Genomic DNA, 20542 nt, shown 5'->3' with positions numbered 1-20542 from the left:
TGGCAGGATAAGCAGCGGCCCAAGGTAAGGGGTCTCGTGCACATGGTCGGCAGTCATCGGCGAGTGCTGGTGACCTGCACAAAAGACGCAAGAGGGGGCTGCCTCTGTGAGCAAGCTACTGTGCGCGGCTTCGCTCTTGAATCCCGCTTGCGGCTCTGCACCAACCAACAGGGAAGACATATGCCAACCCATGACCAGCAGCAATGCCAGGCTCAGTGTAAGCACTACTTGGATTGTGACCTTACGCCTGGGCATCGGGATGATGTCGATATGTATAGAGGTGAGAGGTATTTGCTCCGACCCTCATGGGTATGAAGATACGGTCGCCGTACGAATTTCTCCGCAATGAGACCATTCTCGGGGAGTAGGCACAAGCACCATGGCGATACCTGTGCGGCTTAGGTGGGGCGGGCTAGGATGCATGATGGAAAAATCAGGGTAAGCGGATTAAATGGTTGATCTTACCTTTGCATGAGAGTGAGACAGACCGGCATCTCATCGGATTATCTGGTTGATGCTTCACCTACTGCTGGTGCATGTTTCCTTCGCTAATTCCAGCAAGAACCCCACACGCCTCAACTTCCCGGTCATCGTTGCAACTCGCTCTCAGTGAAACGAGTTGTTTCTCAAGCGCTTGCAGAGCGGTTATCTGCGACCGCACATGAGAGATGTGATCATCGAGCAAGGCGTTGACGGCGGTACAAGGCTGATGAGGGTCGTCCTCATAGCTCTGTAGTTCGTGAATCTCAGCCAGTGACAGGCCCAGGATTCTGCAGCGACGGATGAAGGCCAGCCCCTCACCATGCTTCTCGGTATAGACACGGTAACCGTTGTCCTGCCGATCAGGCGGCGGCAACAGGCCCTGCTGCTCATAGAAGCGGATCGTCTGCGTGTCGATACCCGCTATCTGGGCTAACTGACCAATGCGCATCAGGCTTACTCCTCAACGGATCATCTGTCCCATTGACCTTATAGTAGCTATATAGTTTTTAATACTAGCAATCTATGTTGGTTAACTGGAGCCGTATCGTGAGTAAAGCCTGTGGTGGCCCATGTAGCTGCGATGCAACGCCTGCAGCGGATACCGATATGCCGGTCTCCTCCGAAGCGTCAGGGGAATGGGTCAGCGTGTATGCTGTGCCGAAGATGGATTGTCCCTCAGAAGAACGGATGATCCGCTTGGCGCTGAACGGCTTTGATGAGATTCGAACGCTGTCCTTCGACTTGTCGAACCGCCGATTGGAGGTCGTGCATGACGGCGAGGCTGAGCCCATTACCGCGAAACTGGCGACCTTGGGGCTAGGCGCCTCTCTTCAGGAAACCGTCATTGCCGACCCAGAGACGATCAAGGCCGCTGAGAGCTCGGCAGTCTCTGCTACGCAGGAGTCAGGCACTCTGCGCGTGTTGCTCGGTATCAATGCGATCATGTTCGTGGTGGAAATGACTGCTGGCCTGATCGCCCAGTCTACCGGCCTGATCGCTGATTCCCTGGATATGTTTGCCGATGCAGCCGTCTATGGCCTGGCTCTCTATGCCGTAGGGCGCAGTGCGAAAATGCAGGTACGTGCCGCGCATCTGGCAGGGGTACTGCAACTGATTTTGGCTATCGGCGTACTCGTCGAGGTGGTGCGACGCTTTGTTTTCGGTAGTGAGCCTGAATCGCTGATGATGATGGCGATCGCCTTCGTCGCGTTGATCGCCAATACCGGTTGCCTGCTGTTGATATCCAAGCACCGCGAAGGCGGCGCGCATATGAAGGCAAGCTGGATATTCTCGGCCAATGATGTGGTGATCAACATGGGCGTCATCGCCGCCGGTGCCTTGGTCGCCTGGACGGGGTCCAGCTACCCTGACCTGATTATCGGTACCATCGTGGGCCTGATCGTCCTCAACGGCGCTCGGCGCATCCTGGCGCTCAAGGGGTGAGGCTGCACGGTACGCAGCTATCGATGCCTGGGACACTTGATCGAAGTGGCTGTACAAGCGCGCTAGGCCTGAACGACAGCATATAGCGCGAAGGCTCGGAGCCAGCAAGGTAGCGTATCTAGGAATCAACCAAGGAAGGAAGATGATGGATAGTATCTGGCTGGTACTCGGCCTGGCGCTGTTGCCCGCCTTAGGCAATTTTAGTGGTGGTCTCGCTGCGGAGGCCTCCCGAACTACCGGGCGCCGTCTCAATTACGCCCTTCACGGCGCTGCCGGCCTCGTCATTGCGGTGGTGGCGGTTGAAATCATGCCGCGCGTGCTAGAGAACCTCTCAGCCTGGGTAATCGCCCTCGCTTTCGCGCTGGGCGGCATTGCTTACGTAGGTATCGAGAAGCTCGTTGAGAGTCTCCAGAAGCGACAAGGCCAGCAGGGAGAAGGCGGTCAGACGAGTGTCTGGATGATCTATATCGCCGTATCCATCGACCTGTTCAGCGATGGCCTCCTGATCGGGGCGGGGTCGGCGGTCTCACCGTCGGTCGCGATAATCCTGGCGGCGGGTCAGGTTCTCGCCGATGTTCCTGAGGGCTTTGCGACGATCGCCACCATGAAAGATAAAGGAATCCCTCGTAGCAAGCGGATACTGCTCTCTGCTTCCTTCGCGATTCCTGTGCTCTCGGCAGCCGTCTTTGCTTACTTCGTACTCAGGAACCAGCCGGAGGCATTTAAGCTAGCGGCACTGACGTTCACGGCAGGCCTTCTCACGGTCGCTGCCATCGAAGATATGGTCTCCGAGGCTCACGAGAGCGGTGACGATACGCACATCTCACCGCTGGCTTTCATAGGCGGCTTCGTCCTGTTCGTTCTGGTATCAGCGGGCTTGGAAGGGGTGGTATCGCAAAGCTAACGTACTGCTCCCCAACACAGCCACTGTCGTGCTGGCCGAATACGAAGCAGCTCCCAGCTTACGGCGCACCTAGTCGAGTCCAGAAACATTCACTTTGCCACCCTGGCCAGCCGGCCGAATGAATTGACGCAGCTTGATTAAGCGGAGCAAGAAAGCATGAGCCACAGGGTTGATCCTGGATTCGGAGGCGAGAGAGCATTGGGTGATAAGTGCGCGCTACCCTCTAGCCTATACACGGGCGTGCGCTATAAGCCGCTTCTGACAGGGGGGATGGCTCTACTTGCTGGAGGCGCCATGCCGCTTGCCTTTGCCCCTGTGGGCTGGGCATGGCTTGCGGTGATCGCTCTGGCAACATTTTTTGTCCTGACCGCGCAGTCTTCAAGGCGTCAGGCGCTGTGGTCGGCCTACCTCTTTGGCCTTGGCTACTTCGGCGTGGGTGTCTCCTGGGTCTTTATCAGCATTAGCCAGTACGGCAATGGCCCCGTGGTGGCGGTGTTAGTCACGGCGGCCTTTGTCTCGCTGCTCGCCCTCTTTCCATGGGGCGTCGCGTACCTCGTGCGCTGCCTGCGCCCTGAGATGGATGCAATGGCACTCTGGCTAGGGCTACCTGCGGCATGGGTGCTGAGTGAATGGATGCGCACCTGGTTCTTGACCGGCTTTCCCTGGCTCTTCATTGGCTACAGCCAGACCGACACCACACTTGCCACTATCGCTCCCGTCTTTGGCGTGCTTGGCGTGAGTTTACTGGTGGCACTTCTCGCTGGCGGGCTTGCCTGGGTTGTCCAGGGGCCAAGCCTGCGCCGTGCTGCGGTAGTCGGTGCCGTGTTAGTCGCTACCCTCGCCGGCTTGCAACTGCTGGATCGTGAATGGACGCAGCCAGCCGCTGACCCGATCGATGTCGTCCTCTTGCAAGGAAACATCGCGCAAGACAAGAAATGGGACCCGAGATACCGGGACATCACACTTGAGCGCTATCAGGCGCTTACCGCGCAGCATCTCGGAGCCGATATCGTGATCTGGCCAGAAGCGGCAATCCCGATGTGGCATGACCAGGCCAAAGCATATCTTGCTGAGCTTGAGGCGTTAGCCGATCAGGCAGGCACATCGTTAATGATTGGCGTCCCGGTACGCGAGGCGGAGGGCCGTACCTACAACGCCGTGGTAAGCCTCTCTGATCCCTCAGGCTTCTACTACAAACGCCACCTGGTGCCCTTCGGTGAATATGTTCCGTTTCGGGATCTTTTGGGGTCGGCCCTCGACGTGCTCGGGGCGCCCATGTCCGACTTCACACCGGGACGGGAAGCGCACGTCCTGAATGCAGCAGGGGTGCCCGTAGGGGCACTCATCTGCTACGAGGCGGTCTTTGGTGCCGAAGTCACTGAGCTTCTGCCCGAAGCGCAGTTACTGGTGAATGTCAGCAACGATGCCTGGTTCGGCAGCTCGCTCGGCCCCCTCCAGCATTTCCAGATGGCACGCATGCGTGCCATCGAAACCGGACGTGACCTTCTTCGAGCCACGAACACCGGTATCACAGCAGCCATCAATCATGAGGGCAAAGTGCTCAAGCGTGCTCCGCAGTTCGAAGTGGCCACCCTCAGCGCCGAAGTGACACCGCGAACTGGCGCGCCCCCTTATGTGCGCTGGCGGGATTGGCCTGTCCTTGGCCTGACCGCACTCGGACTCGGCCTGCTCCTGCTCCGTCGAATTCGTCGGCATCATCGGTTGGGTACATGACGCTTGTTATTTAGCAGCGAGCAAATTCTAGATTGGGTCAGGAGGAAGGGGATATGTCTACTTATGGCAGTCGGCTCGCAGAGAAAGCCCACGAGCCGGGAAAGGCGATGCGCTGGCTGTGGCTCTCGCTCCTGTTACTGTTTGTCGATCAGGCGAGCAAGTACCTTGCCAGCACCATGCTAGCGCATGGTGAAAGCGTGCCTGCCGCACCCTTCTTCAATTGGGTCCACCGCCACAATACGGGGGCGGCCTTCAGCTTTCTCGCGGATGTCGGCGGTTGGCAGCAGCCGCTTTTCATCGGACTGGCCCTGGTTATCTCGATATTACTGGTGTACTGGCTTTGGCGTTCACCACGCGTACTGAGTTATCGGCTCGCCCTCAGTGCGATCCTCGGCGGCGCGTTGGGCAATGTCGCAGATCGCTTGCGGTTAGGCTACGTAGAGGATTTTCTCGATTTTCACTATGCCCAGTGGCACTGGCCATCGTTCAACCTAGCGGACGTATGGATCTTCCTCGGTGTCGCCCTCTTTATTTGGGCGGAAATACGACATCAACCAGGCAGCCGCCGCCGCTGAATCGCCTAGCGTCTTCGCTATCGCATGCTTGACTTCCGGAATAGGCGCGTCCTGGGCCTTGATAAGGCGGCACGCCTTCATGAGCCAGCTGTACGTTCCTGATGCACGACTGCTGCCAAGGGCTCTGCTGCATCCTAACCAATCCGGAAGAGCGCACCCTGCTGGACCTGCTACCCGGTCGTCAGCAAGAGAGGGTGACAAGACGCCTCATGAGCATGGCCAACCGCCACCAGGTCGAGATCGTCAGCATGGACATGTGGAAGCCCTACCGCCGCGCCTTCCAGACGGTGCTGCCACAGGCCCGTATCGTGGTCGATAAGTTCCACGTCGTGCGCATGGCCAACGAGGCCTTAGAGAAGATCCGCAAAGGCCTAAGGAAGGAGTTGAAGCCCAATCAGCGCCGGACCCTCAAAGGTGACCGGAAAATCCTGCTGAAGCGCGCTCACGACGTTTCAGACCGCGAACGGCTCATCATGGAGACCTGGACAGGAGCATTCCCCCCAGCTCTTGGCGGCTTACGAGCACAAGGAGCGCTTCTACCATATCTGGGACTGTACCAATCGGCGTGGTGCCGAACAGGCTCTCGCCACCTGGATTGACAACATCCCTCAGGGGCAGAAGGAGGTTTGGAAGGATCTCGTCAGCGCCGTCAGTGGCTGGCGTGAAGAGATGCTGACCTACTTTGAGACCGACATCCCGATCACCAACGCTTTCACGTAGTCGATAAACCGCCTAGCCAAGGACAAAAACCGTGATGGCCGGGGCTATTCGTTCGAGGTAATGCGAGCCCGGATGCTCTATACCACCAAGCACAAGAAGAAGGCGCCACAAGTCAAGGAATCCCCGTTTCTGGGCAGAGCCACCATGACCTACAACATGGGACTCCCCGAGCCTGAGAAGAACTTCGGTGTCGATCTATCAACCTTCTGGAAGGACTAAGGGTTGGATGGGGCTGGAAGGCCCATCAACCACTTAATCCGGATACCCGATTTTATGTCTGGGCGGTTATGCGCTCTGGTCGGCAGCAGACCATCCATCAGTGTATCGAAACGACCTTTCTGTCCCGCTTTTCCTTGATAGCCGACATCGCAAGGTTGCCGGCAGCTGCTTGCTGGATGTGCTCGCTCCACCCGGCCATCATCGGGCGTCTGCGCTCAACTCAGTAGTGCCTGTTAAGCGGCTCGTTTATAGTCCTCTGCTTCGACATGGGAGGAAATATGCAAGTTAAGCCAGTAGGTCAGCTCGTTTTTGAGGTAAACCGCGTTCCGCATCAAATTTCTGCCAGCAAACTGTCCCAGGGGGATCAGAAAAAGCAATCAGGCCTGAAAAATAAAGATGGCTCGGAGGAGTGGTCAGTAACCTTCACAGCTGAGTCGGAGTTCGGCCAGTTTGTTTGGGTTGTGTCCTTTACCTTAGGCAATGAGGGGCTCGATGTTGATGATTCTGATATGGTTAAAAAGCCCGAAGGTGTAAAAGTGGTCACGGACGTGTCTTTCAAGTCAGTCTAAGGGTTTTCCTTTTTCCAGCTGTCCAGCATGTCCGCCCATCTCTGCATCATCATGGCTCGATCACTCAAATACTCGGCATGGTTGTAGGTGCGGCGGACAGCGTTTTGCTCGGTATGGGCGAGCTGTCTTTCGATCCAGTCTGCTGAATAGCCCATCTCATTGAGTCTGGTGCTGCCCGTTGTCCTCGTGGCATGCGGGCTGTATTTACCTCCCCAGCCTAGTGTGTTGAGCATCTGGCGGAATGAGGCCGCAACCATTGGGCGGGTGCGTACGTCGCGGTGAGGAAATACGTGGGTGTATTTTCCTGTTATGGAATGCAGGCCTCGCAGTATTTCGACTGCCTGTCGCGGCAGTGGCACTGTGTGATCTTTGCGCTTTTTCATCCGTTCGGCGGGAATGCGCCAAAGCGCCTTCTCCAGGTCAAACTCTGCCCATTGAGCCTCTACAGCTTCATTGGGGCGGCAAAGAGTCAGCCACATGAGCTGGAAAGCGCAGAGGGTCTCATGGCGCCCGCCGTGAGATTCGACATCGCGTAACAGTTGGCCAATTTCTTCGGTGGAGAGAGGGCGTTTGTGCTGAGTCTTGTTAGCTGGCAGGGCTTTTCGAACGGGGTGTACCGGGTCGGTGCTGGCTCGCAGCGTGGAAATTGCCAGCTCGAAAACTCCGGACATGCTCCGCTTGGCTTCCTGGGCAACAGATGGGCCATTGTCTTGAGTAGCTGCTCTGAGCACTTCCAGAATGTGCACGGGGGTGATGGCCTTAATCGGCAGATCGCCTATTTTGGGAAAAACGACGCGTTCAAGCATGTTGAGTCGTCTGGACTTGGTGATCTCCTCCCAGTCCTTCAGTGAAAGCCACTCTTTGGCGACGGCTTCAAACGTAATGGCCTTCTCGTGGTCGCGCTTCACCCGCTCCTGTTGCCGGTGGTGCGCGGGATTGATGCCCTGTATGACTAGGGCGCGGGCTTTCACGCGCTCATCGCGTGCCTCCGCAAGAGTGAAGCGGCGCCCTTTGCGGCGCTCTTCGGCGTGCTCGGGTGATTCCCCTTTGGGCGCGATTACATAGCCCCCAATCGCGAACACGCTTTCCTTCCTGCCGGTTCCGTCGTTCAGCTCGAACCGATAGCGCCATGCCTTAACCCCGTTAGGCTTCACCTCAAGGTAAAGGCCATTGCCATCTGTGAGCTTGTAGGGCTTTTCCTTGGGCTTGGCGGTACGGCACTCGGTATCGGTAAGCGGCATGGCTGCTCAATCCTGTTATACCCGGTTATATGGGTGGGTGAATTTTTCGATACCCGGTAGCGTACCCGGTAAATATGTGGATCGTATAGATTCTTGTCGGACCTTTTCGGAAAAGAAAAACCCCTTGAGGCTTCATTCCTCAAGGGGTTCTGTGTCCGGTAAGGTCCGGTGAAATACAAGTTGCTGTTTAGACGTTGAAACGGAAGTGCATCACGTCACCGTCCTTGACGATGTAGTCCTTGCCTTCCAGACGCCATTTGCCGGCTTCCTTGGCACCGCCTTCACCCTTGTACTGGATGAAGTCGTCATAGGCGACCACTTCGGCGCGGATGAAGCCTTTTTCGAAGTCGGTGTGGATCACGCCGGCCGCCTGTGGCGCGGTGGCGCCGACGCGGACGGTCCAGGCCCGGACTTCCTGCACGCCGGCAGTGAAGTAGGTCTGCAGGTTGAGCAGGGCGTAGCCGGCACGGATCACGCGGTTCAGGCCAGGCTCTTCCAGGCCCAGGGCCTCGAGGAACATGTCCTTCTCTTCACCTTCGTCGAGCTCGGCGATTTCCGCTTCGATCTTGTTGCACACCGGCACCACGACCGCGCCTTCTTCTTCAGCAATGGCACGCACCACGTCCAGGTGCGGGTTGTTGTCGAAGCCGTCTTCGGCGACGTTGGCGATGTACATCACCGGCTTGCTGGTCAGCAGGTGGAAGCCGCGGATCACCGCCTTCTCGTCGTCACCCATGTTCTTCATCAGGCTGCGCGCCGGCTTGCCTTCGGTGAAGTGCGGGATGAGTTTTTCGAGGATGGCTTTCTGCGCCAGGGCTTCCTTGTCGCCGCCCTTGGCGTTGCGCGCGACCTTCTGCAGTTGCTTCTCGCAGCTGTCGAGGTCGGCGAAGATCAGTTCCAGGTCGATGATCTCGATGTCACGCTTGGGGTCGACGCTGTTGGAGACGTGGATCACGTTCTCGTCTTCGAAGCAGCGCACCACGTGGGCGATGGCGTCGGTCTCGCGGATGTTGGCGAGGAACTTGTTGCCCAGGCCTTCACCCTTGGACGCGCCCGCCACCAGGCCGGCGATGTCGACGAATTCCATGGTAGTCGGCAGGATGCGCTGCGGCTTGACGATGGCCGCCAGGGCGTCCAGGCGGGCGTCCGGCATCGGCACGATGCCGCTGTTCGGCTCGATGGTGCAGAAGGGGAAGTTCTCCGCCGCGATACCGGATTTGGTCAAGGCGTTGAACAGGGTGGACTTGCCGACGTTGGGCAGGCCGACGATGCCGCAATTGAATCCCATGGTGAATCCCTCTTCGTGAAGTCAGGCCTTCTGGCTGTGCAGCTCTCTCATCGCACGCGCCCATTCGCCGGCGAGGATGTCCGGCAGCACGCCGAGGGCAAAGTCGATACTGGCGTCGAGCTTGTCCTGTTCGGCGCGGGGCGCCTTGCCGAGGACGAAGTTGGACACCAGCTTGGCATCACCCGGGTGGCCGATGCCAAGCCGCAGACGGTGAAAGTCGTTCTTGTTGCCGAGCTGCGCGATGATGTCGCGCAGGCCGTTGTGCCCGCCATGGCCGCCGCCCTTCTTGAGCTTGGCGACGCCGGGGGGCAGGTCGAGTTCGTCGTGGGCCACCAGGATGGCATCTGGCTCGATGCGGAAGAAATTGGCCAGAGCAGCAACGGACTGGCCGCTGCGGTTCATGTAGGTGGTGGGGATCAACAGACGAACGTCGTGGCCCTGATGGCTGAATTTTGCCGTCAGGCCGAAATACTTGCGGTCAGCGGTCAGGTTGACACGCTGGGTGCTGGCGATGCGTTCAACGAAAAGAGCCCCTGCGTTATGCCGGGTCTGTTCGTATTCGGGGCCCGGGTTTCCCAGGCCGACGATCAACTGGATGGCGGTCACGTCAGGGGCTCTTCCTTGGAGTTGGGGGTTGCGGCGTCAGCGCCGCAACCCGGGCAACACCGGCGAACCGAGTGGATTACTCGGCAGCGCCTTCTTCAGCTTCCGGAGCAACGCGCGGGGCGTGAACGTTGGCAACAGCTTTGTCATCACCGTGGGCCAGAGCGACGAACTCTACGCCTTTCGGAGCTTTCAGGTCCGACAGGTGGATGATGGTGCCGATTTCAGCGTTGGCCAGGTCAACGTTGATGAACTCAGGCAGGTCCTTGGCTTCGCAGGAAACTTCGATCTCGTTTTCTACGTGGGAGATCTCGCCGCCTTTCTTGACCGGAGCTTCTTCGTTGATGAAGTGAACCGGAACCTTGGCGGTCAGTTTCTGGCCAGCAACGACGCGAACGAAGTCGGCGTGCATGATGAACTGCTTGGCTGGGTGACGTTGCATTGCCTTGACAATGACGTTCTGCTTTTTGCCATCGACGTTCAGTTCGATAACGTGGCTGAAGGCAGCTTCGTTTTCGAACAGCTTGGCGATTTCCTTGGCCAGGATGGTTACGGACTCGGCGTCCTTGTTACCACCGTAGACAACGGCTGGGATGCTGGCGGCGTGACGCAGGCGGCGGCTCGCACCTTTCCCCAGGTCAGTACGCGCTTGGGCGTTCAGGATGAAATCAGTCATTTTGTATCTCCAAAATTAGCCTCGGCTCCGGGTGGTGCTTGCGACCAGCACCAAAGCGGAGAGGGCAAAAAAGCCCCGCCCCAACAACGGGTGTTGGGGCGGGGCGCTTTACGTCAACGGATGTTCGCCAGGCAGATGCCTTAGCGGAACATCGCGCTGATCGATTCTTCGTTGCTGATGCGGCGAACCGCTTCGGCGACGACCGGTGCGATATCCAGTTGACGGATACGGTCACAGGCTTGTGCTGCGGCAGACAGCGGGATGGTGTTGGTCACCACCAGCTCGTCGAGCACGGAATTCTCGATGTTCTCGATCGCGCGACCGGAGAGTACAGGGTGCGTGCAGTAGGCGTAAACCTTGGCAGCGCCGTGTTCTTTCAGGGCCTTGGCCGCGTGGCACAGGGTGCCGGCGGTATCGACCATGTCGTCGACCAGAATGCACGTACGTCCTTCGACGTCACCGATGATGTGCATTACTTCCGAGTGGTTGGCCTTTTCGCGGCGTTTGTCGATGATCCCGAGGTCGACACCCAGGGACTTGGCGACGGCACGTGCACGCACGACACCACCGATGTCCGGGGAAACGATCATGAGATTCTCGAAACGCTGGTCTTCGATGTCATCCACCAATACAGGGGAGCCGTAGATGTTATCTACCGGAATATCGAAGAAGCCTTGAATCTGGTCTGCGTGCAGATCGACGGTGAGAACACGGTCGATACCGACGACGGTGAGCATGTCAGCGACGACTTTGGCGCTGATGGCAACACGCGCCGAACGCGGACGGCGATCCTGGCGGGCATATCCGAAGTAAGGAATCACAGCGGTGATTCGGGACGCTGAGGAGCGGCGGAAGGCGTCGGCCATCACTACCAGTTCCATCAGGTTATCGTTGGTTGGCGCGCAAGTCGGCTGAATGATAAAGACGTCCTTACCGCGGACGTTTTCATTAATCTCAGTGCTGATTTCGCCGTCGGAGAACTTGCCGACAGAAACATCACCCAGTGGGATATGCAGCTGACGTACGACACGCCGAGCCAGATCGGGGTTGGCGTTCCCCGTAAAGACCATCATCTTGGACACGCGCAGTACCTGAAGGCTGAGGGTATACCTGGATGAGTATAAGGAAAATGGCAGGGGCGGCTGGATTCGAACCAACGCATGGCAGGATCAAAACCTGCTGCCTTACCGCTTGGCGACGCCCCTGTATCTGCTGCTGCGAGTACCTGATACTCGGTTCCTACAGATTTCGTAGCTTGCGATGCAACATCGAAACGTTGCTTCCCTTGGCCACGAACCCTGTCTGGGTCTCTGCAAGAAGGGCCAAAACTCTATCAGCTTCAGCTTTGTCTGGGAAGGCCCCAAACACACAACTTCCAGTTCCGGTGAGTCTTGCTTCAGTGAATTTGTTTAACAAATTCAAGGCGTTACGTACTTCTGGGTAACTTTGCTCAACTACCGCTTGACAGTCATTTCGACTGTTTCCCTCGGGAACGGGGCGCACTTTAATGGGCTTTGAATTACGTGTCAACAAAGGATGCGAAAAAATTTCCGCCGTACTTACAGTCACTTGCGGGACCAGCACGACGTACCAGGGCTCGTGCGGGTCGACCGGGGTGAGCTTCTCGCCCACGCCCTCGGCGAACGCCGCGTGGCCACGGACGAACACCGGCACGTCGGCGCCCAGGCCCAGGCCCAGTTCGGCGAGCTGGTCTTCGCTGCAGGCGGTTTTCCACAGGTGGTCGAGGGCGAGCAGGGTGGTTGCGGCATCCGAGCTGCCGCCGCCGATGCCACCGCCCATGGGCAGTACCTTGTTCAGCCAGATGTCGGCGCCCAGTTGGGTGCCGGTCAGCTGTTGCAGCTTGCGCGCGGCGCGGACGATCAGGTTGCTGTCGTGGGGTACGTCGGCGATCTCGGTGTTCAGGCGGATTTCACCGTCTTCACGCAGGGCGAAGCTCAGTTCGTCGCCATGATCGAGGAATTGAAACAGGGTCTGCAGCTCGTGATAGCCATCGGCGCGGCGGCCGAGGATATGCAGCATCAGGTTGAGCTTGGCCGGGGCCGGCAGGGTCAGGCGCTCGCTCATCTCAATGCCCCAGCTGGCGCGGTTGCCATTCCTTGAGGACCACGGTCACGTCCAGGTTCTGGCCGTGCATCTTGATTCGCTCGGGCAGCCAGTAGCCGTTCTGCTCGGTGTAGCTGGTGTATTCCACCTGCCAGCCGTCCTGCTCCAGGCTGGCCAGGCGGCTGTCGCCGTCGAGGGTCAGCTTGCTCTTGCTGTCCGGGGCGGGCAGGCCGCGGACCCACCAGACCAGGTGCGATACCGGCAATTCCCAGCCCAGTTGCTCGGCCAGCAGGGTTTCCGGGGTCGGCGCTTCGAAGCGGCCCTGGTTGGCGACTTCCAGCGTGACCTGGCCCGGGCGCCCGGTCAGGCGTGCAGCGCCACGACCCAGCGGGCCGGACAGGCGAATGTCGTAGTAATCCTGGCGTTGCAGCCAGAACAGCGTGCCGCTGCCGGAGTCCTTCGGTGCACGGATACCGACCTTGCCGTTGATCTGCCAGCCGTCGAGGGTACTCAACTGAGCCTTGTGTTCTTTCCACAGTTGCGGGCTGCCCTGGCCCTGGACGGCTTCTTTGGGGCCGAAGCCGGCACAACCGGCGAGCAGGGCGATCAGGCTGAAGGTGATGACGTGGCGCAGGAACATAGGCTTAAAGGGTCTCGGATCCGGTCAGGCGCAGGACGGTCTTGCGCAGGATGGGGCTGTCGGGCTGGCCTTCGAAGGCCTTGGCCCAGACCTGGCGGGCTTCGCGCTGCTTGCCGTTGGCCCACAGCACTTCGCCCAGGTGGGCGGCAACTTCATGGTCGGGGAAGCGCGCCAGGGCCTGGCGCAGCAGGCGTTCGGCCTCGTCCAGGTTGCCCAGGCGGTAGTTGACCCAGCCAAGGCTGTCGAGCACGGCAGGGTCGTCCGGGGTCAGTTGGTGGGCTTTTTCGATCAGTTGCTTGGCTTCGGCATAGCGCGTGGTGCGGTCGGCAAGGGTGTAGCCCAGGGCGTTGAGGGCCATGGCGTTTTCCGGCTCGCGGGTAATGATGGCACGCAGGTCGGTTTCCATCTGCACCAGGTTGTTGCGCTTCTCGGCCAGCATGGCCCGGGTGTAGAGCAGGTTGAGGTCGTCCGGGTACTGCTTGATGGCGTTGTCGAGGACGCGCTGGGCCTGTTCTTCCTTGCCGTTGTTGCCGAGGGTCTCGGCTTCGATCAGGTACAGCTGGATGGCGTAGTCAGGCTGGCTGTCGCGGGCCTGGTCGAGACGGCGCACGGCTTCGTCGGTACGGCCATTGGCAATGAGGATATCGGCCTGGCGCAATTGCGCGGCCAGGTAGTCGTTGCCGGCGCCGACCTGGGCGTACTCGGAGAGGGCGCCTTCGGGGTCGTTGCGCTCTTCGCGGATGCGCCCGAGGTTGAGGTGCGCAGCGTCGACGTGGCTGTCGCGGTCGATCAGGTCCTGCAGGTAGCCGGCGGCTTCGTCGTAGGCCTTGGCTTCGAGGCTGACCAGGGCCAGGGAATAGCGCAGTTCGTCATCGTCCGGGTATTGCTGGAGCAGGCTGGCGAACTCGATCTTGGCGTCGTCGATGCGGTCCTGCTCCACCAGCATGCGCGCGTAGGTCAGGCGCAGGCGCTTGTCGTCCGGGTTACGGGCGATGCTCTTGCGCAGCAGCGGCAGGGCTTCGTCGCCACGGTCGAGGCTTTGCAGCAGGCGTGCACGCAGGAGGATCGGGGCGATTTCGCTGTCCTGCTGCGGCGGGTGGGCTTCGAGCAGGGCCAGGGCTTCTTCGGACTTGCCGTCCTGTTGCAGGAGCAGGGCCTTGCCGAACACCAACTGGCTGTTGTCGGGGTACTTCTGCAGCAGGCGGTCGAAACTTTTCAGCAGGCCGTCGCGGGTGTCCTGGTCGGTTTCCGCAGCGGACAGGGCGAGGAAGTCGAAATGGGTATCGCCCTGGCCCTGGAGAACCTTCTCCATATAGACCATGGAATCGTCGTAGCGTCCGGCCCGGGCCAACTGGATGGCCGCAGCGCGCTGGGCGTCGATGTTTTCCGGGTCGTTCTGTGCCCACAGCAGCGAGGCCTCCAGCGTCGACTGGTCGGCACCGAGGTACTCGGCGATGCGGTAGGCCCGCTCGGAAACCGCCGCGTCCCGGGTCTTCTCGGCCTGGATCATGTAGTTGTCCAGGGCAATGTCGAAGCGGTTGCGCTGCCCGGCCAATTCCGCGACCAGCAGGCTATACAGGGTGTCCTGGGTGAACGAGCCGTAGACCGTCGGCTCCGGCTTGGCCGCCGGTGCGACGGATTGTCCGACGGCAGGCGCCGAGGCCTCCCCGGAACCCGGCATGACCTGGCAGCCCTGAAGCAGGGCGAGAGCGAGCAGCAACGCGGAAGATCTATTCATAATGAGGATTTTGAGCGACTAACCTGCGGTCAGGCCATCATGACACAAGCATCAGGGCAAACCCACTTCACGATGGCGTTATGGATACAGACTATAGGGACAATCGCGAGCGGTGGTTGTTCTCGATCCAGCGAAGTAGGACAATTATCGGCTTCACGTCACAACCAGCGACTTTGAATGGCCTTCCTTGCCCTCGGTATCAACCATAAGACTGCCTCGGTAGACGTACGCGAGCGCGTGGCGTTTACCCCTGAGCAGCTGGTCGAAGCCTTGCAGCAGCTCTGCCGACTGACCGCCAGCCGCGAAGCCGCGATCCTTTCGACCTGCAACCGCAGTGAACTGTACATCGAGCAGGACCACCTGGCGGCGGACAGCGTCCTGCGCTGGCTGGCCGATTATCACCACCTTAGCATCGACGAGCTGCGGGCGAGCGCCTACATCCACGAGGAGCACGACGCGGTCCGGCACATGATGCGGGTCGCCTCCGGGCTCGACTCGCTGGTGCTCGGAGAGCCGCAGATCCTCGGGCAGATGAAGTCCGCCTATGCCGTGGCCCGCGAGGCCGGGACCATCGGTCCGCTGCTCGGTCGGCTGTTCCAGGCCACCTTCAGCGCGGCCAAGCAGGTGCGCACCGATACCGCCATCGGCGAGAACCCGGTGTCGGTGGCGTTCGCCGCGGTAAGCCTGGCCCGGCAGATCTTCAGTGACCTCGGGCGCAGCCAGGCGCTGCTGATCGGTGCCGGCGAGACCATCACCCTGGTTGCCCGTCACCTGCACGAGCAGGGTGTGCGCCGTATCGTGGTCGCCAACCGCACCCTGGAGCGGGCCAGCACCCTGGCCGAGCAGTTCGGTGCGCGTGCGGTGCTGCTGGCGGATATCCCGCAGGAACTGGTCAACAGCGATATCGTCATCAGCTCCACCGCCAGCCAGTTGCCGATCCTCGGCAAGGGTGCAGTGGAAAGCGCGCTGAAGCTGCGCCGGCACAAGCCGATCTTCATGGTGGATATCGCCGTACCGCGGGATATCGAGCCGGAAGTCGGTGAGCTGGACGACGTCTACCTCTATACCGTCGACGACCTGCACGACGTGGTCGCGGAAAACCTCAAGAGCCGCCAGGGTGCTGCCCAGGCGGCCGAGGAACTGGTGACCGTCGGCGTCGAAGACTTCATGTCGCGCCTGCGCGGCCTGGCCGCCGTTGATGTGCTGCGCGCCTACCGCCAGCAAAGCGAACGGCTGCGTGACGAAGAACTGCAAAAGGCCCAGCGCCTGCTGGCCAACGGCGCCAGCGCCGAGGACGTGCTGGTGCAACTGGCCCGCGGCCTGACCAACAAGTTGCTGCACGCGCCCAGCGTGCAACTGAAAAAGCTCTCCGCCGAAGGCCGCGTCGATGCGCTGGCCATGGCCCAGGAACTCTTTGCCCTCAACGAGGGCTCCACGGATAAATCCCCGCAATGAAAGCGTCGCTGCTGAAAAAACTGGAGATTCTCCAGGATCGCTTCGAGGAACTGACCGCCCTGCTCGGCGATGCCGAGGTCATTTCCGACCAGACCCGCTTCCGCGCCTATTCCCGCGAATACGCCGAAGTGGAGCCGGTGGCCGCCGGCTATGTGCAGTGGCGCAAGTTGCAGGACGACCTCGAAGGGGCCCAGGCCCTGCTCAAGGACAGCGACCCTGACCTGCGCGAGATGGCCGTGGAGGAAGTCCGCGAAGCCAAGGAGCAGTTGCTGGCGCTTGAAGACCAGTTGCAACGCCTGCTGCTGCCGAAGGACCCCAACGACGGCCGCAACGTGTTCCTGGAAATCCGCGCCGGCACCGGCGGCGACGAGGCGGCGATCTTCTCTGGCGACCTGTTCCGCATGTACTCGCGCTACGCCGAGCGGCGTGGCTGGCGCCTGGAAATCCTCTCGGAAAACGAGGGTGAGCACGGCGGCTACAAGGAAATCATCGCCCGCATCGAAGGCGAGAACGTCTACGCCAAGCTCAAGTTCGAGTCCGGCGCGCACCGTGTGCAGCGCGTCCCCGAGACCGAATCCCAGGGCCGTATCCATACGTCCGCCTGCACCGTGGCGGTGTTGCCGGAGCCGGACGAGCAGGTGGCGATCGAGATCAACCCGGCCGATCTGCGGGTCGATACCTACCGCGCTTCCGGCGCGGGCGGTCAGCACATCAACAAGACCGACTCGGCAGTGCGGATCATCCACTTGCCCACCGGGATCGTGGTCGAATGCCAGGAAGAGCGCTCCCAGCACAAGAACCGCGCCCGGGCGCTGTCCTGGCTGTCGGCCAAGCTCAACGACATGCAGACCAGCGCTGCGCAGAACGCCATGGCCTCCGAGCGCAAGCTGCTGGTGGGTTCGGGCGACCGCTCCGAGCGGATTCGCACCTATAACTATCCACAGGGCCGGGTCACCGATCACCGCATCAACCTGACCCTGTATTCGCTGGACGAAGTGCTGGCGGGTGGCGTGGACGCCGTAATCGAACCGCTGCTGGCGGAATACCAGGCCGATCAACTGGCCGCATTGGGTGACTGAATGACCATTATCGCCAGCCTGCTCCGCGGCGCGGAGCTTCCCGACTCGCCGACCGCGCGCCTGGACATCGAACTGCTCCTGGCCGCGGCCATCGGCAAGAGCCGCAGCTACCTGCACACCTGGCCGGAGCGCATCGTCAGCAGCGAGGCCGCGCAGACCTTCGCCGAGTATGTGCAGCGGCGCCGTGCCGGTGAACCGGTGGCCTACATTCTTGGCCAGCAAGGCTTCTGGAATCTCGATCTGGAGGTTGCCCCGCACACCCTGATCCCGCGTCCGGAAACCGAGCTGCTGGTGGAAACCGCCATGGCCGTGCAGCCCACCGCCACGGCGCGGGTGCTCGACCTCGGCACCGGCACCGGCGCCATCGCCCTGGCCCTGGCCAGCGAGCGCCGCGAATGGCAGGTCACCGCCGTGGACCGGGTGGCCGAGGCCGTGGCCCTGGCAAACCGCAACCGAGAGCGCCTGCAACTGGACAATGTCACGGTCCTGCAAAGCCACTGGTTCAGTGCCCTGGAAGGCCAGCGTTTCGAGCTGATCATCAGCAACCCGCCGTATATCGCTGCCGAAGATCCGCACCTGGTCGCCGGTGACGTGCGTTTCGAACCGAGCAGCGCCCTGGTGGCCGGTGCCGATGGCCTGGACGACCTGCGCCAGATCATCGCCGACGCCCCTGCGCACCTGGTCGAAGCTGGCTGGCTGTTGCTGGAGCACGGTTACGACCAGGCGGCGGCAGTGCGTGAACTGCTCGCGCGCCACGGCTTCGAGCAGATCGAAAGCCGCCTCGACCTGAATGCCCACGAACGCATCACCCTGGGGCGCCTGCCGTGCTGACCGACGAGGAGCTGCTGCGTTACAGCCGGCAGATCCTGCTGGCGCAGATCGATATCGACGGCCAGTTGCGCCTGAAGAACGCCAGCGCGCTGATCGTCGGGCTCGGTGGCCTGGGGTCGCCGGTAGCGCTGTATCTCGCCGCGGCGGGTGTCGGCACCCTGCATCTGGCGGACTTCGACACGGTCGACCTGACCAACCTGCAACGGCAGATCATCCATGACGGCAGCACCGTCGGGCAGCCCAAGGTTGACTCGGCGCTGGCGCGGCTGCGGGCGCTGAACCCGGATATCCAGCTGGTTGCCCATCGTCGTGCGCTGGACGAGGATTCCCTCGCTGCCGCCGTCGATGCAGTCGATCTGGTGCTGGATTGCTCGGACAACTTCGGCACCCGCGAGGCGGTCAACGCCGCCTGCGTCAAGTCTGGCAAGCCGCTGGTGAGCGGCGCGGCGATTCGCCTGGAAGGGCAGTTGTCGGTGTTCGATCCGCGGCGCGCCGAGAGTCCTTGCTACCACTGCCTGTATGGTCACGGCAGCGAGGCCGAACTGACCTGCAGCGAGGCCGGCGTGGTCGGGCCTTTGGTCGGTCTGGTCGGTAGCCTGCAAGCGCTGGAGGCCCTGAAGCTGCTGGCCGGCTTCGGTGAACCGCTGGTGGGGCGCCTGCTGCTGGTTGATGCCCTGGGCACGCGCTTCCGCGAGCTGCGGGTCAAGCGCGACCCGGGCTGCGCGGTGTGCGGGCGCACCCATGGCTGAGGCGTCGGCGCCGGTCGGCGTGTTCGACTCCGGTGTCGGCGGCCTGTCGGTACTGGCCGAGATTTCTCGCCTGCTGCCCAACGAGTCGCTGCTCTATGTGGCTGACTGCGGCAATATCCCCTACGGCGAAAAATCCCCCGAATTCATTCGCCAGCGCTGCCGCAGCGTTGCCGGGTTCTTCCAGGAGCAGGGCGTGAAGGCCGTGGTCCTGGCTTGCAACACTGCCACCGTGGCCGCTGCTGCCGACCTGCGCGAGCAGTTTCCGCAATGGCCGCTGGTGGGCATGGAGCCGGCGGTCAAGCCGGCGGCCGCTGCGACGCGCAGTGGTGTGGTCGGCGTGCTCGCTACCACCGGCACCTTGCAGAGTGCCAAGTTCGCGGCCTTGCTCGATCGCTTCGCCACTGATGTACGAGTGGTGACCCAGCCCTGTCCTGGCCTGGTGGAACTGATCGAGTCGGGTGACCTGGACAGCCCGGCCCTGCGCCAACTGCTTCAGGGCTATGTCGAACCGCTGCTGGCCGCCGGTTGCGACACCATCATCCTCGGCTGCACCCACTATCCATTCCTGCGTCCGCTGTTGAGCCAGATGGTTCCGGCGACCGTGGCGATCATCGATACCGGCGCCGCCGTGGCCCGGCAACTCCAGCGCCTGCTGGCCGAGCGCGACCTGCTGGCGCCCGGCCCGGCCCTTCCTGCGCAGTTCTGGACCAGCGCGGATCCAGAACATCTGAGAAAAATCCTGCCTTTGTTGTGGAATAAATCTGACCTTGTGAGAAGCTTCAGCCGGTGATTCGACAAAATTTTCACAAAAAGTCGAAGATCCAGTGAACTCCTTTGTAAGCGCAGATTTCTACTACGTTGTCTGATGAGACAAAAAACCAACAACAGGATTTCCTTTAAAGGACGTTTCTCATGAAGAAACTGATTTGCGCAGCTGCACTTGCAGTTGCAACCCTGGGGCAAGCATTTACCGCGCAGGCTGCCGGCTTGACCTTTGCAGTCGGCCAGACCAGCGACTCCACCATGACCTACCGTCTCGGCCTGGAATCCGATTGGGATGCCAGTTGGTGGCAAACCAGCGTGGGCCGACTGACCGGTTACTGGGACGCCGGCTACACCTATTGGGATGGCGACGAGACGTCGAGCAACCACAGCCTGTCGTTCGCCCCGGTGTTCGTTTATGAATTCGGTGGCGGTTCGGTCAAACCCTATATCGAGGCGGGGATCGGTGTCGCGGCGTTCGCCCACACCAAGCTGGAAAGCAACAACCTGGGTGGGTCTTTCCAGTTCGAGGACCGCATCGGTTTCGGCCTGCGCTTCGCCGGTGGGCATGAGATCGGGGTGCGGGCGATCCATTATTCCAATGCCGGGATCAGCCAGCCGAACGATGGCGCCGAGAGTTATGCCCTGCATTACCGCATGGCGCTCTGAGGTTTGACGCATTAAAGGAAACCCCGCCGGAGATGGCGGGGTTTCTTTTTGTGTTGTTCTTTCGGGCCTCATCGCTGGCAAGCCAGCTCCCACAGCCGCG

19 protein-coding genes, 1 tRNA gene and 3 pseudogenes are annotated in these 20542 nt (G+C 60.8%); 12 read left to right on the top strand and 11 right to left on the bottom strand.

Annotated features, from left to right (window positions below; genetic code table 11):
* Positions 1-523 precede the first annotated feature (523 nt).
* On the bottom strand, positions 524-931 hold the full coding sequence (gene cadR, locus PSEMO_RS00745) for a Cd(II)/Pb(II)-responsive transcriptional regulator (RefSeq protein ID WP_009686174.1): 408 nt from the start codon (positions 929-931) through the stop codon (positions 524-526).
* A 98-nt stretch (positions 932-1029) separates the two neighbouring features.
* On the opposite strand from cadR, the gene PSEMO_RS00740 reads away from it, so the two are divergent.
* The 5 genes and pseudogenes from PSEMO_RS00740 to PSEMO_RS00720 form a co-directional block, all read left to right on the top strand.
* On the top strand, positions 1030-1926 hold the full coding sequence (locus PSEMO_RS00740; protein WP_008928737.1) for a cation transporter: 897 nt from the start codon (positions 1030-1032) through the stop codon (positions 1924-1926).
* 145 nt (positions 1927-2071) lie between these two features.
* A complete protein-coding gene (locus PSEMO_RS00735; protein ID WP_008928738.1) occupies positions 2072-2830 on the top strand; it encodes a ZIP family metal transporter in 759 nt (252 codons plus the stop codon).
* 294 nt (positions 2831-3124) lie between these two features.
* Positions 3125-4564, top strand: a complete 1440-nt coding sequence (gene lnt / locus PSEMO_RS00730) for an apolipoprotein N-acyltransferase (RefSeq protein WP_009686176.1) — start codon at positions 3125-3127, stop codon at positions 4562-4564.
* Between the two features lie 53 nt (positions 4565-4617).
* Positions 4618-5139 carry a signal peptidase II gene (lspA, locus tag PSEMO_RS00725; RefSeq protein WP_008930575.1) on the top strand — a complete coding sequence of 174 codons (522 nt, stop codon included), beginning with the start codon at positions 4618-4620 and terminating at the stop codon, positions 5137-5139.
* A gap of 128 nt (positions 5140-5267) precedes the next feature.
* Positions 5268-6078, top strand: a pseudogene (locus PSEMO_RS00720) (ISL3 family transposase); the annotation flags it as partial.
* Positions 6079-6175: 97 nt separating this feature from the next.
* Here the strand turns inward: PSEMO_RS00720 and PSEMO_RS33695 are convergent.
* Positions 6176-6298, bottom strand: a pseudogene (locus PSEMO_RS33695) (integrase); the annotation flags it as partial.
* Positions 6299-6356: 58 nt separating this feature from the next.
* Between PSEMO_RS33695 and PSEMO_RS00715 the strand changes: the two are divergent.
* On the top strand, positions 6357-6647 hold the full coding sequence (locus PSEMO_RS00715) for a hypothetical protein (RefSeq protein ID WP_009686180.1): 291 nt from the start codon (positions 6357-6359) through the stop codon (positions 6645-6647).
* On the opposite strand, the gene PSEMO_RS00710 is transcribed toward PSEMO_RS00715, so the two are convergent.
* The 9 genes and pseudogenes from PSEMO_RS00710 to PSEMO_RS00670 form a co-directional block, all read right to left on the bottom strand.
* Entirely contained in the window at positions 6644-7888 is a 1245-nt protein-coding gene (locus tag PSEMO_RS00710) for a tyrosine-type recombinase/integrase (protein ID WP_009686181.1), read from the bottom strand. The genes PSEMO_RS00715 and PSEMO_RS00710 overlap by 4 nt on opposite strands.
* A 187-nt stretch (positions 7889-8075) precedes the next feature.
* Entirely contained in the window at positions 8076-9176 is a 1101-nt protein-coding gene (gene ychF / locus PSEMO_RS00705) for a redox-regulated ATPase YchF (protein WP_075801286.1), read from the bottom strand.
* Positions 9177-9197: 21 nt separating this feature from the next.
* Positions 9198-9782 (bottom strand): aminoacyl-tRNA hydrolase, encoded by a 585-nt coding sequence (pth, locus tag PSEMO_RS00700; RefSeq protein WP_075801285.1) that lies wholly within the window; start codon positions 9780-9782, stop codon positions 9198-9200.
* Between the two features lie 76 nt (positions 9783-9858).
* Complete coding sequence (locus PSEMO_RS00695) at positions 9859-10455, bottom strand: 50S ribosomal protein L25/general stress protein Ctc (protein WP_075801284.1); 597 nt, start codon at positions 10453-10455, stop codon at positions 9859-9861.
* Positions 10456-10595: 140 nt separating this feature from the next.
* Positions 10596-11537: a ribose-phosphate pyrophosphokinase gene (locus tag PSEMO_RS00690; protein WP_009405962.1), complete on the bottom strand. Its 942-nt coding sequence runs from the start codon at positions 11535-11537 to the stop codon at positions 10596-10598.
* A gap of 48 nt (positions 11538-11585) precedes the next feature.
* A tRNA-Gln gene (locus PSEMO_RS00685) sits at positions 11586-11660 on the bottom strand.
* Between the two features lie 34 nt (positions 11661-11694).
* Positions 11695-12540, bottom strand: a complete 846-nt coding sequence (gene ispE, locus PSEMO_RS00680) for a 4-(cytidine 5'-diphospho)-2-C-methyl-D-erythritol kinase (RefSeq protein ID WP_075801283.1) — start codon at positions 12538-12540, stop codon at positions 11695-11697.
* A gap of 1 nt (position 12541) precedes the next feature.
* Positions 12542-13159 carry a lipoprotein insertase outer membrane protein LolB gene (gene lolB, locus PSEMO_RS00675; RefSeq protein WP_075801282.1) on the bottom strand — a complete coding sequence of 206 codons (618 nt, stop codon included), beginning with the start codon at positions 13157-13159 and terminating at the stop codon, positions 12542-12544.
* A 4-nt stretch (positions 13160-13163) separates the two neighbouring features.
* A pseudogene (locus PSEMO_RS00670) lies at positions 13164-14771 on the bottom strand (tetratricopeptide repeat protein); the annotation flags it as partial.
* A gap of 303 nt (positions 14772-15074) precedes the next feature.
* On the opposite strand from PSEMO_RS00670, the gene hemA reads away from it, so the two are divergent.
* From hemA to PSEMO_RS00640, 6 genes are all read left to right on the top strand, one after another.
* Positions 15075-16352 carry a glutamyl-tRNA reductase gene (gene hemA, locus PSEMO_RS00665; protein ID WP_075801280.1) on the top strand — a complete coding sequence of 426 codons (1278 nt, stop codon included), beginning with the start codon at positions 15075-15077 and terminating at the stop codon, positions 16350-16352.
* A complete protein-coding gene (prfA, locus tag PSEMO_RS00660) occupies positions 16349-17431 on the top strand; it encodes a peptide chain release factor 1 (protein WP_075801279.1) in 1083 nt (360 codons plus the stop codon). The genes hemA and prfA overlap by 4 nt, the downstream gene beginning before the upstream one ends.
* Positions 17432-18262, top strand: coding sequence for a peptide chain release factor N(5)-glutamine methyltransferase (gene prmC / locus PSEMO_RS00655; protein ID WP_075801278.1), 831 nt, complete (start codon positions 17432-17434; stop codon positions 18260-18262).
* Entirely contained in the window at positions 18256-19011 is a 756-nt protein-coding gene (locus tag PSEMO_RS00650; protein ID WP_075801277.1) for a molybdopterin-synthase adenylyltransferase MoeB, read from the top strand. The genes prmC and PSEMO_RS00650 overlap by 7 nt, the downstream gene beginning before the upstream one ends.
* Positions 19004-19801, top strand: coding sequence for a glutamate racemase (murI, locus tag PSEMO_RS00645; RefSeq protein WP_075801276.1), 798 nt, complete (start codon positions 19004-19006; stop codon positions 19799-19801). The genes PSEMO_RS00650 and murI overlap by 8 nt, the downstream gene beginning before the upstream one ends.
* A gap of 122 nt (positions 19802-19923) precedes the next feature.
* Positions 19924-20442, top strand: a complete 519-nt coding sequence (locus PSEMO_RS00640) for an acyloxyacyl hydrolase (protein ID WP_075801275.1) — start codon at positions 19924-19926, stop codon at positions 20440-20442.
* Positions 20443-20542: the final 100 nt, after the last annotated feature.

This window comes from Pseudomonas putida (genome assembly GCF_001941965.1).
Lineage (GTDB): Bacteria > Pseudomonadota > Gammaproteobacteria > Pseudomonadales > Pseudomonadaceae > Aquipseudomonas > Aquipseudomonas putida_L.
Note: the sequence above shows the minus strand (reverse complement) of the source record. Positions and strands in the feature narration are given on the sequence as shown.

Coding starts and splice junctions, on each gene's coding strand:
- ychF (WP_075801286.1), bottom strand. CDS start 9,176: ATGGGATTCAATTGCGGCATCGTCGGCCTGCCCAACGTCGGCAAGTCC.
- hemA (WP_075801280.1), top strand. CDS start 15,075: ATGGCCTTCCTTGCCCTCGGTATCAACCATAAGACTGCCTCGGTAGAC.
- lnt (WP_009686176.1), top strand. CDS start 3,125: ATGCCGCTTGCCTTTGCCCCTGTGGGCTGGGCATGGCTTGCGGTGATC.
- prfA (WP_075801279.1), top strand. CDS start 16,349: ATGAAAGCGTCGCTGCTGAAAAAACTGGAGATTCTCCAGGATCGCTTC.
- lolB (WP_075801282.1), bottom strand. CDS start 13,159: ATGTTCCTGCGCCACGTCATCACCTTCAGCCTGATCGCCCTGCTCGCC.
- lspA (WP_008930575.1), top strand. CDS start 4,618: ATGTCTACTTATGGCAGTCGGCTCGCAGAGAAAGCCCACGAGCCGGGA.
- murI (WP_075801276.1), top strand. CDS start 19,004: ATGGCTGAGGCGTCGGCGCCGGTCGGCGTGTTCGACTCCGGTGTCGGC.
- PSEMO_RS00640 (WP_075801275.1), top strand. CDS start 19,924: ATGAAGAAACTGATTTGCGCAGCTGCACTTGCAGTTGCAACCCTGGGG.
- PSEMO_RS00695 (WP_075801284.1), bottom strand. CDS start 10,455: ATGACTGATTTCATCCTGAACGCCCAAGCGCGTACTGACCTGGGGAAA.
- ispE (WP_075801283.1), bottom strand. CDS start 12,540: ATGAGCGAGCGCCTGACCCTGCCGGCCCCGGCCAAGCTCAACCTGATG.
- PSEMO_RS00710 (WP_009686181.1), bottom strand. CDS start 7,888: ATGCCGCTTACCGATACCGAGTGCCGTACCGCCAAGCCCAAGGAAAAG.
- prmC (WP_075801278.1), top strand. CDS start 17,432: ATGACCATTATCGCCAGCCTGCTCCGCGGCGCGGAGCTTCCCGACTCG.
- cadR (WP_009686174.1), bottom strand. CDS start 931: ATGCGCATTGGTCAGTTAGCCCAGATAGCGGGTATCGACACGCAGACG.
- PSEMO_RS00715 (WP_009686180.1), top strand. CDS start 6,357: ATGCAAGTTAAGCCAGTAGGTCAGCTCGTTTTTGAGGTAAACCGCGTT.
- PSEMO_RS00735 (WP_008928738.1), top strand. CDS start 2,072: ATGGATAGTATCTGGCTGGTACTCGGCCTGGCGCTGTTGCCCGCCTTA.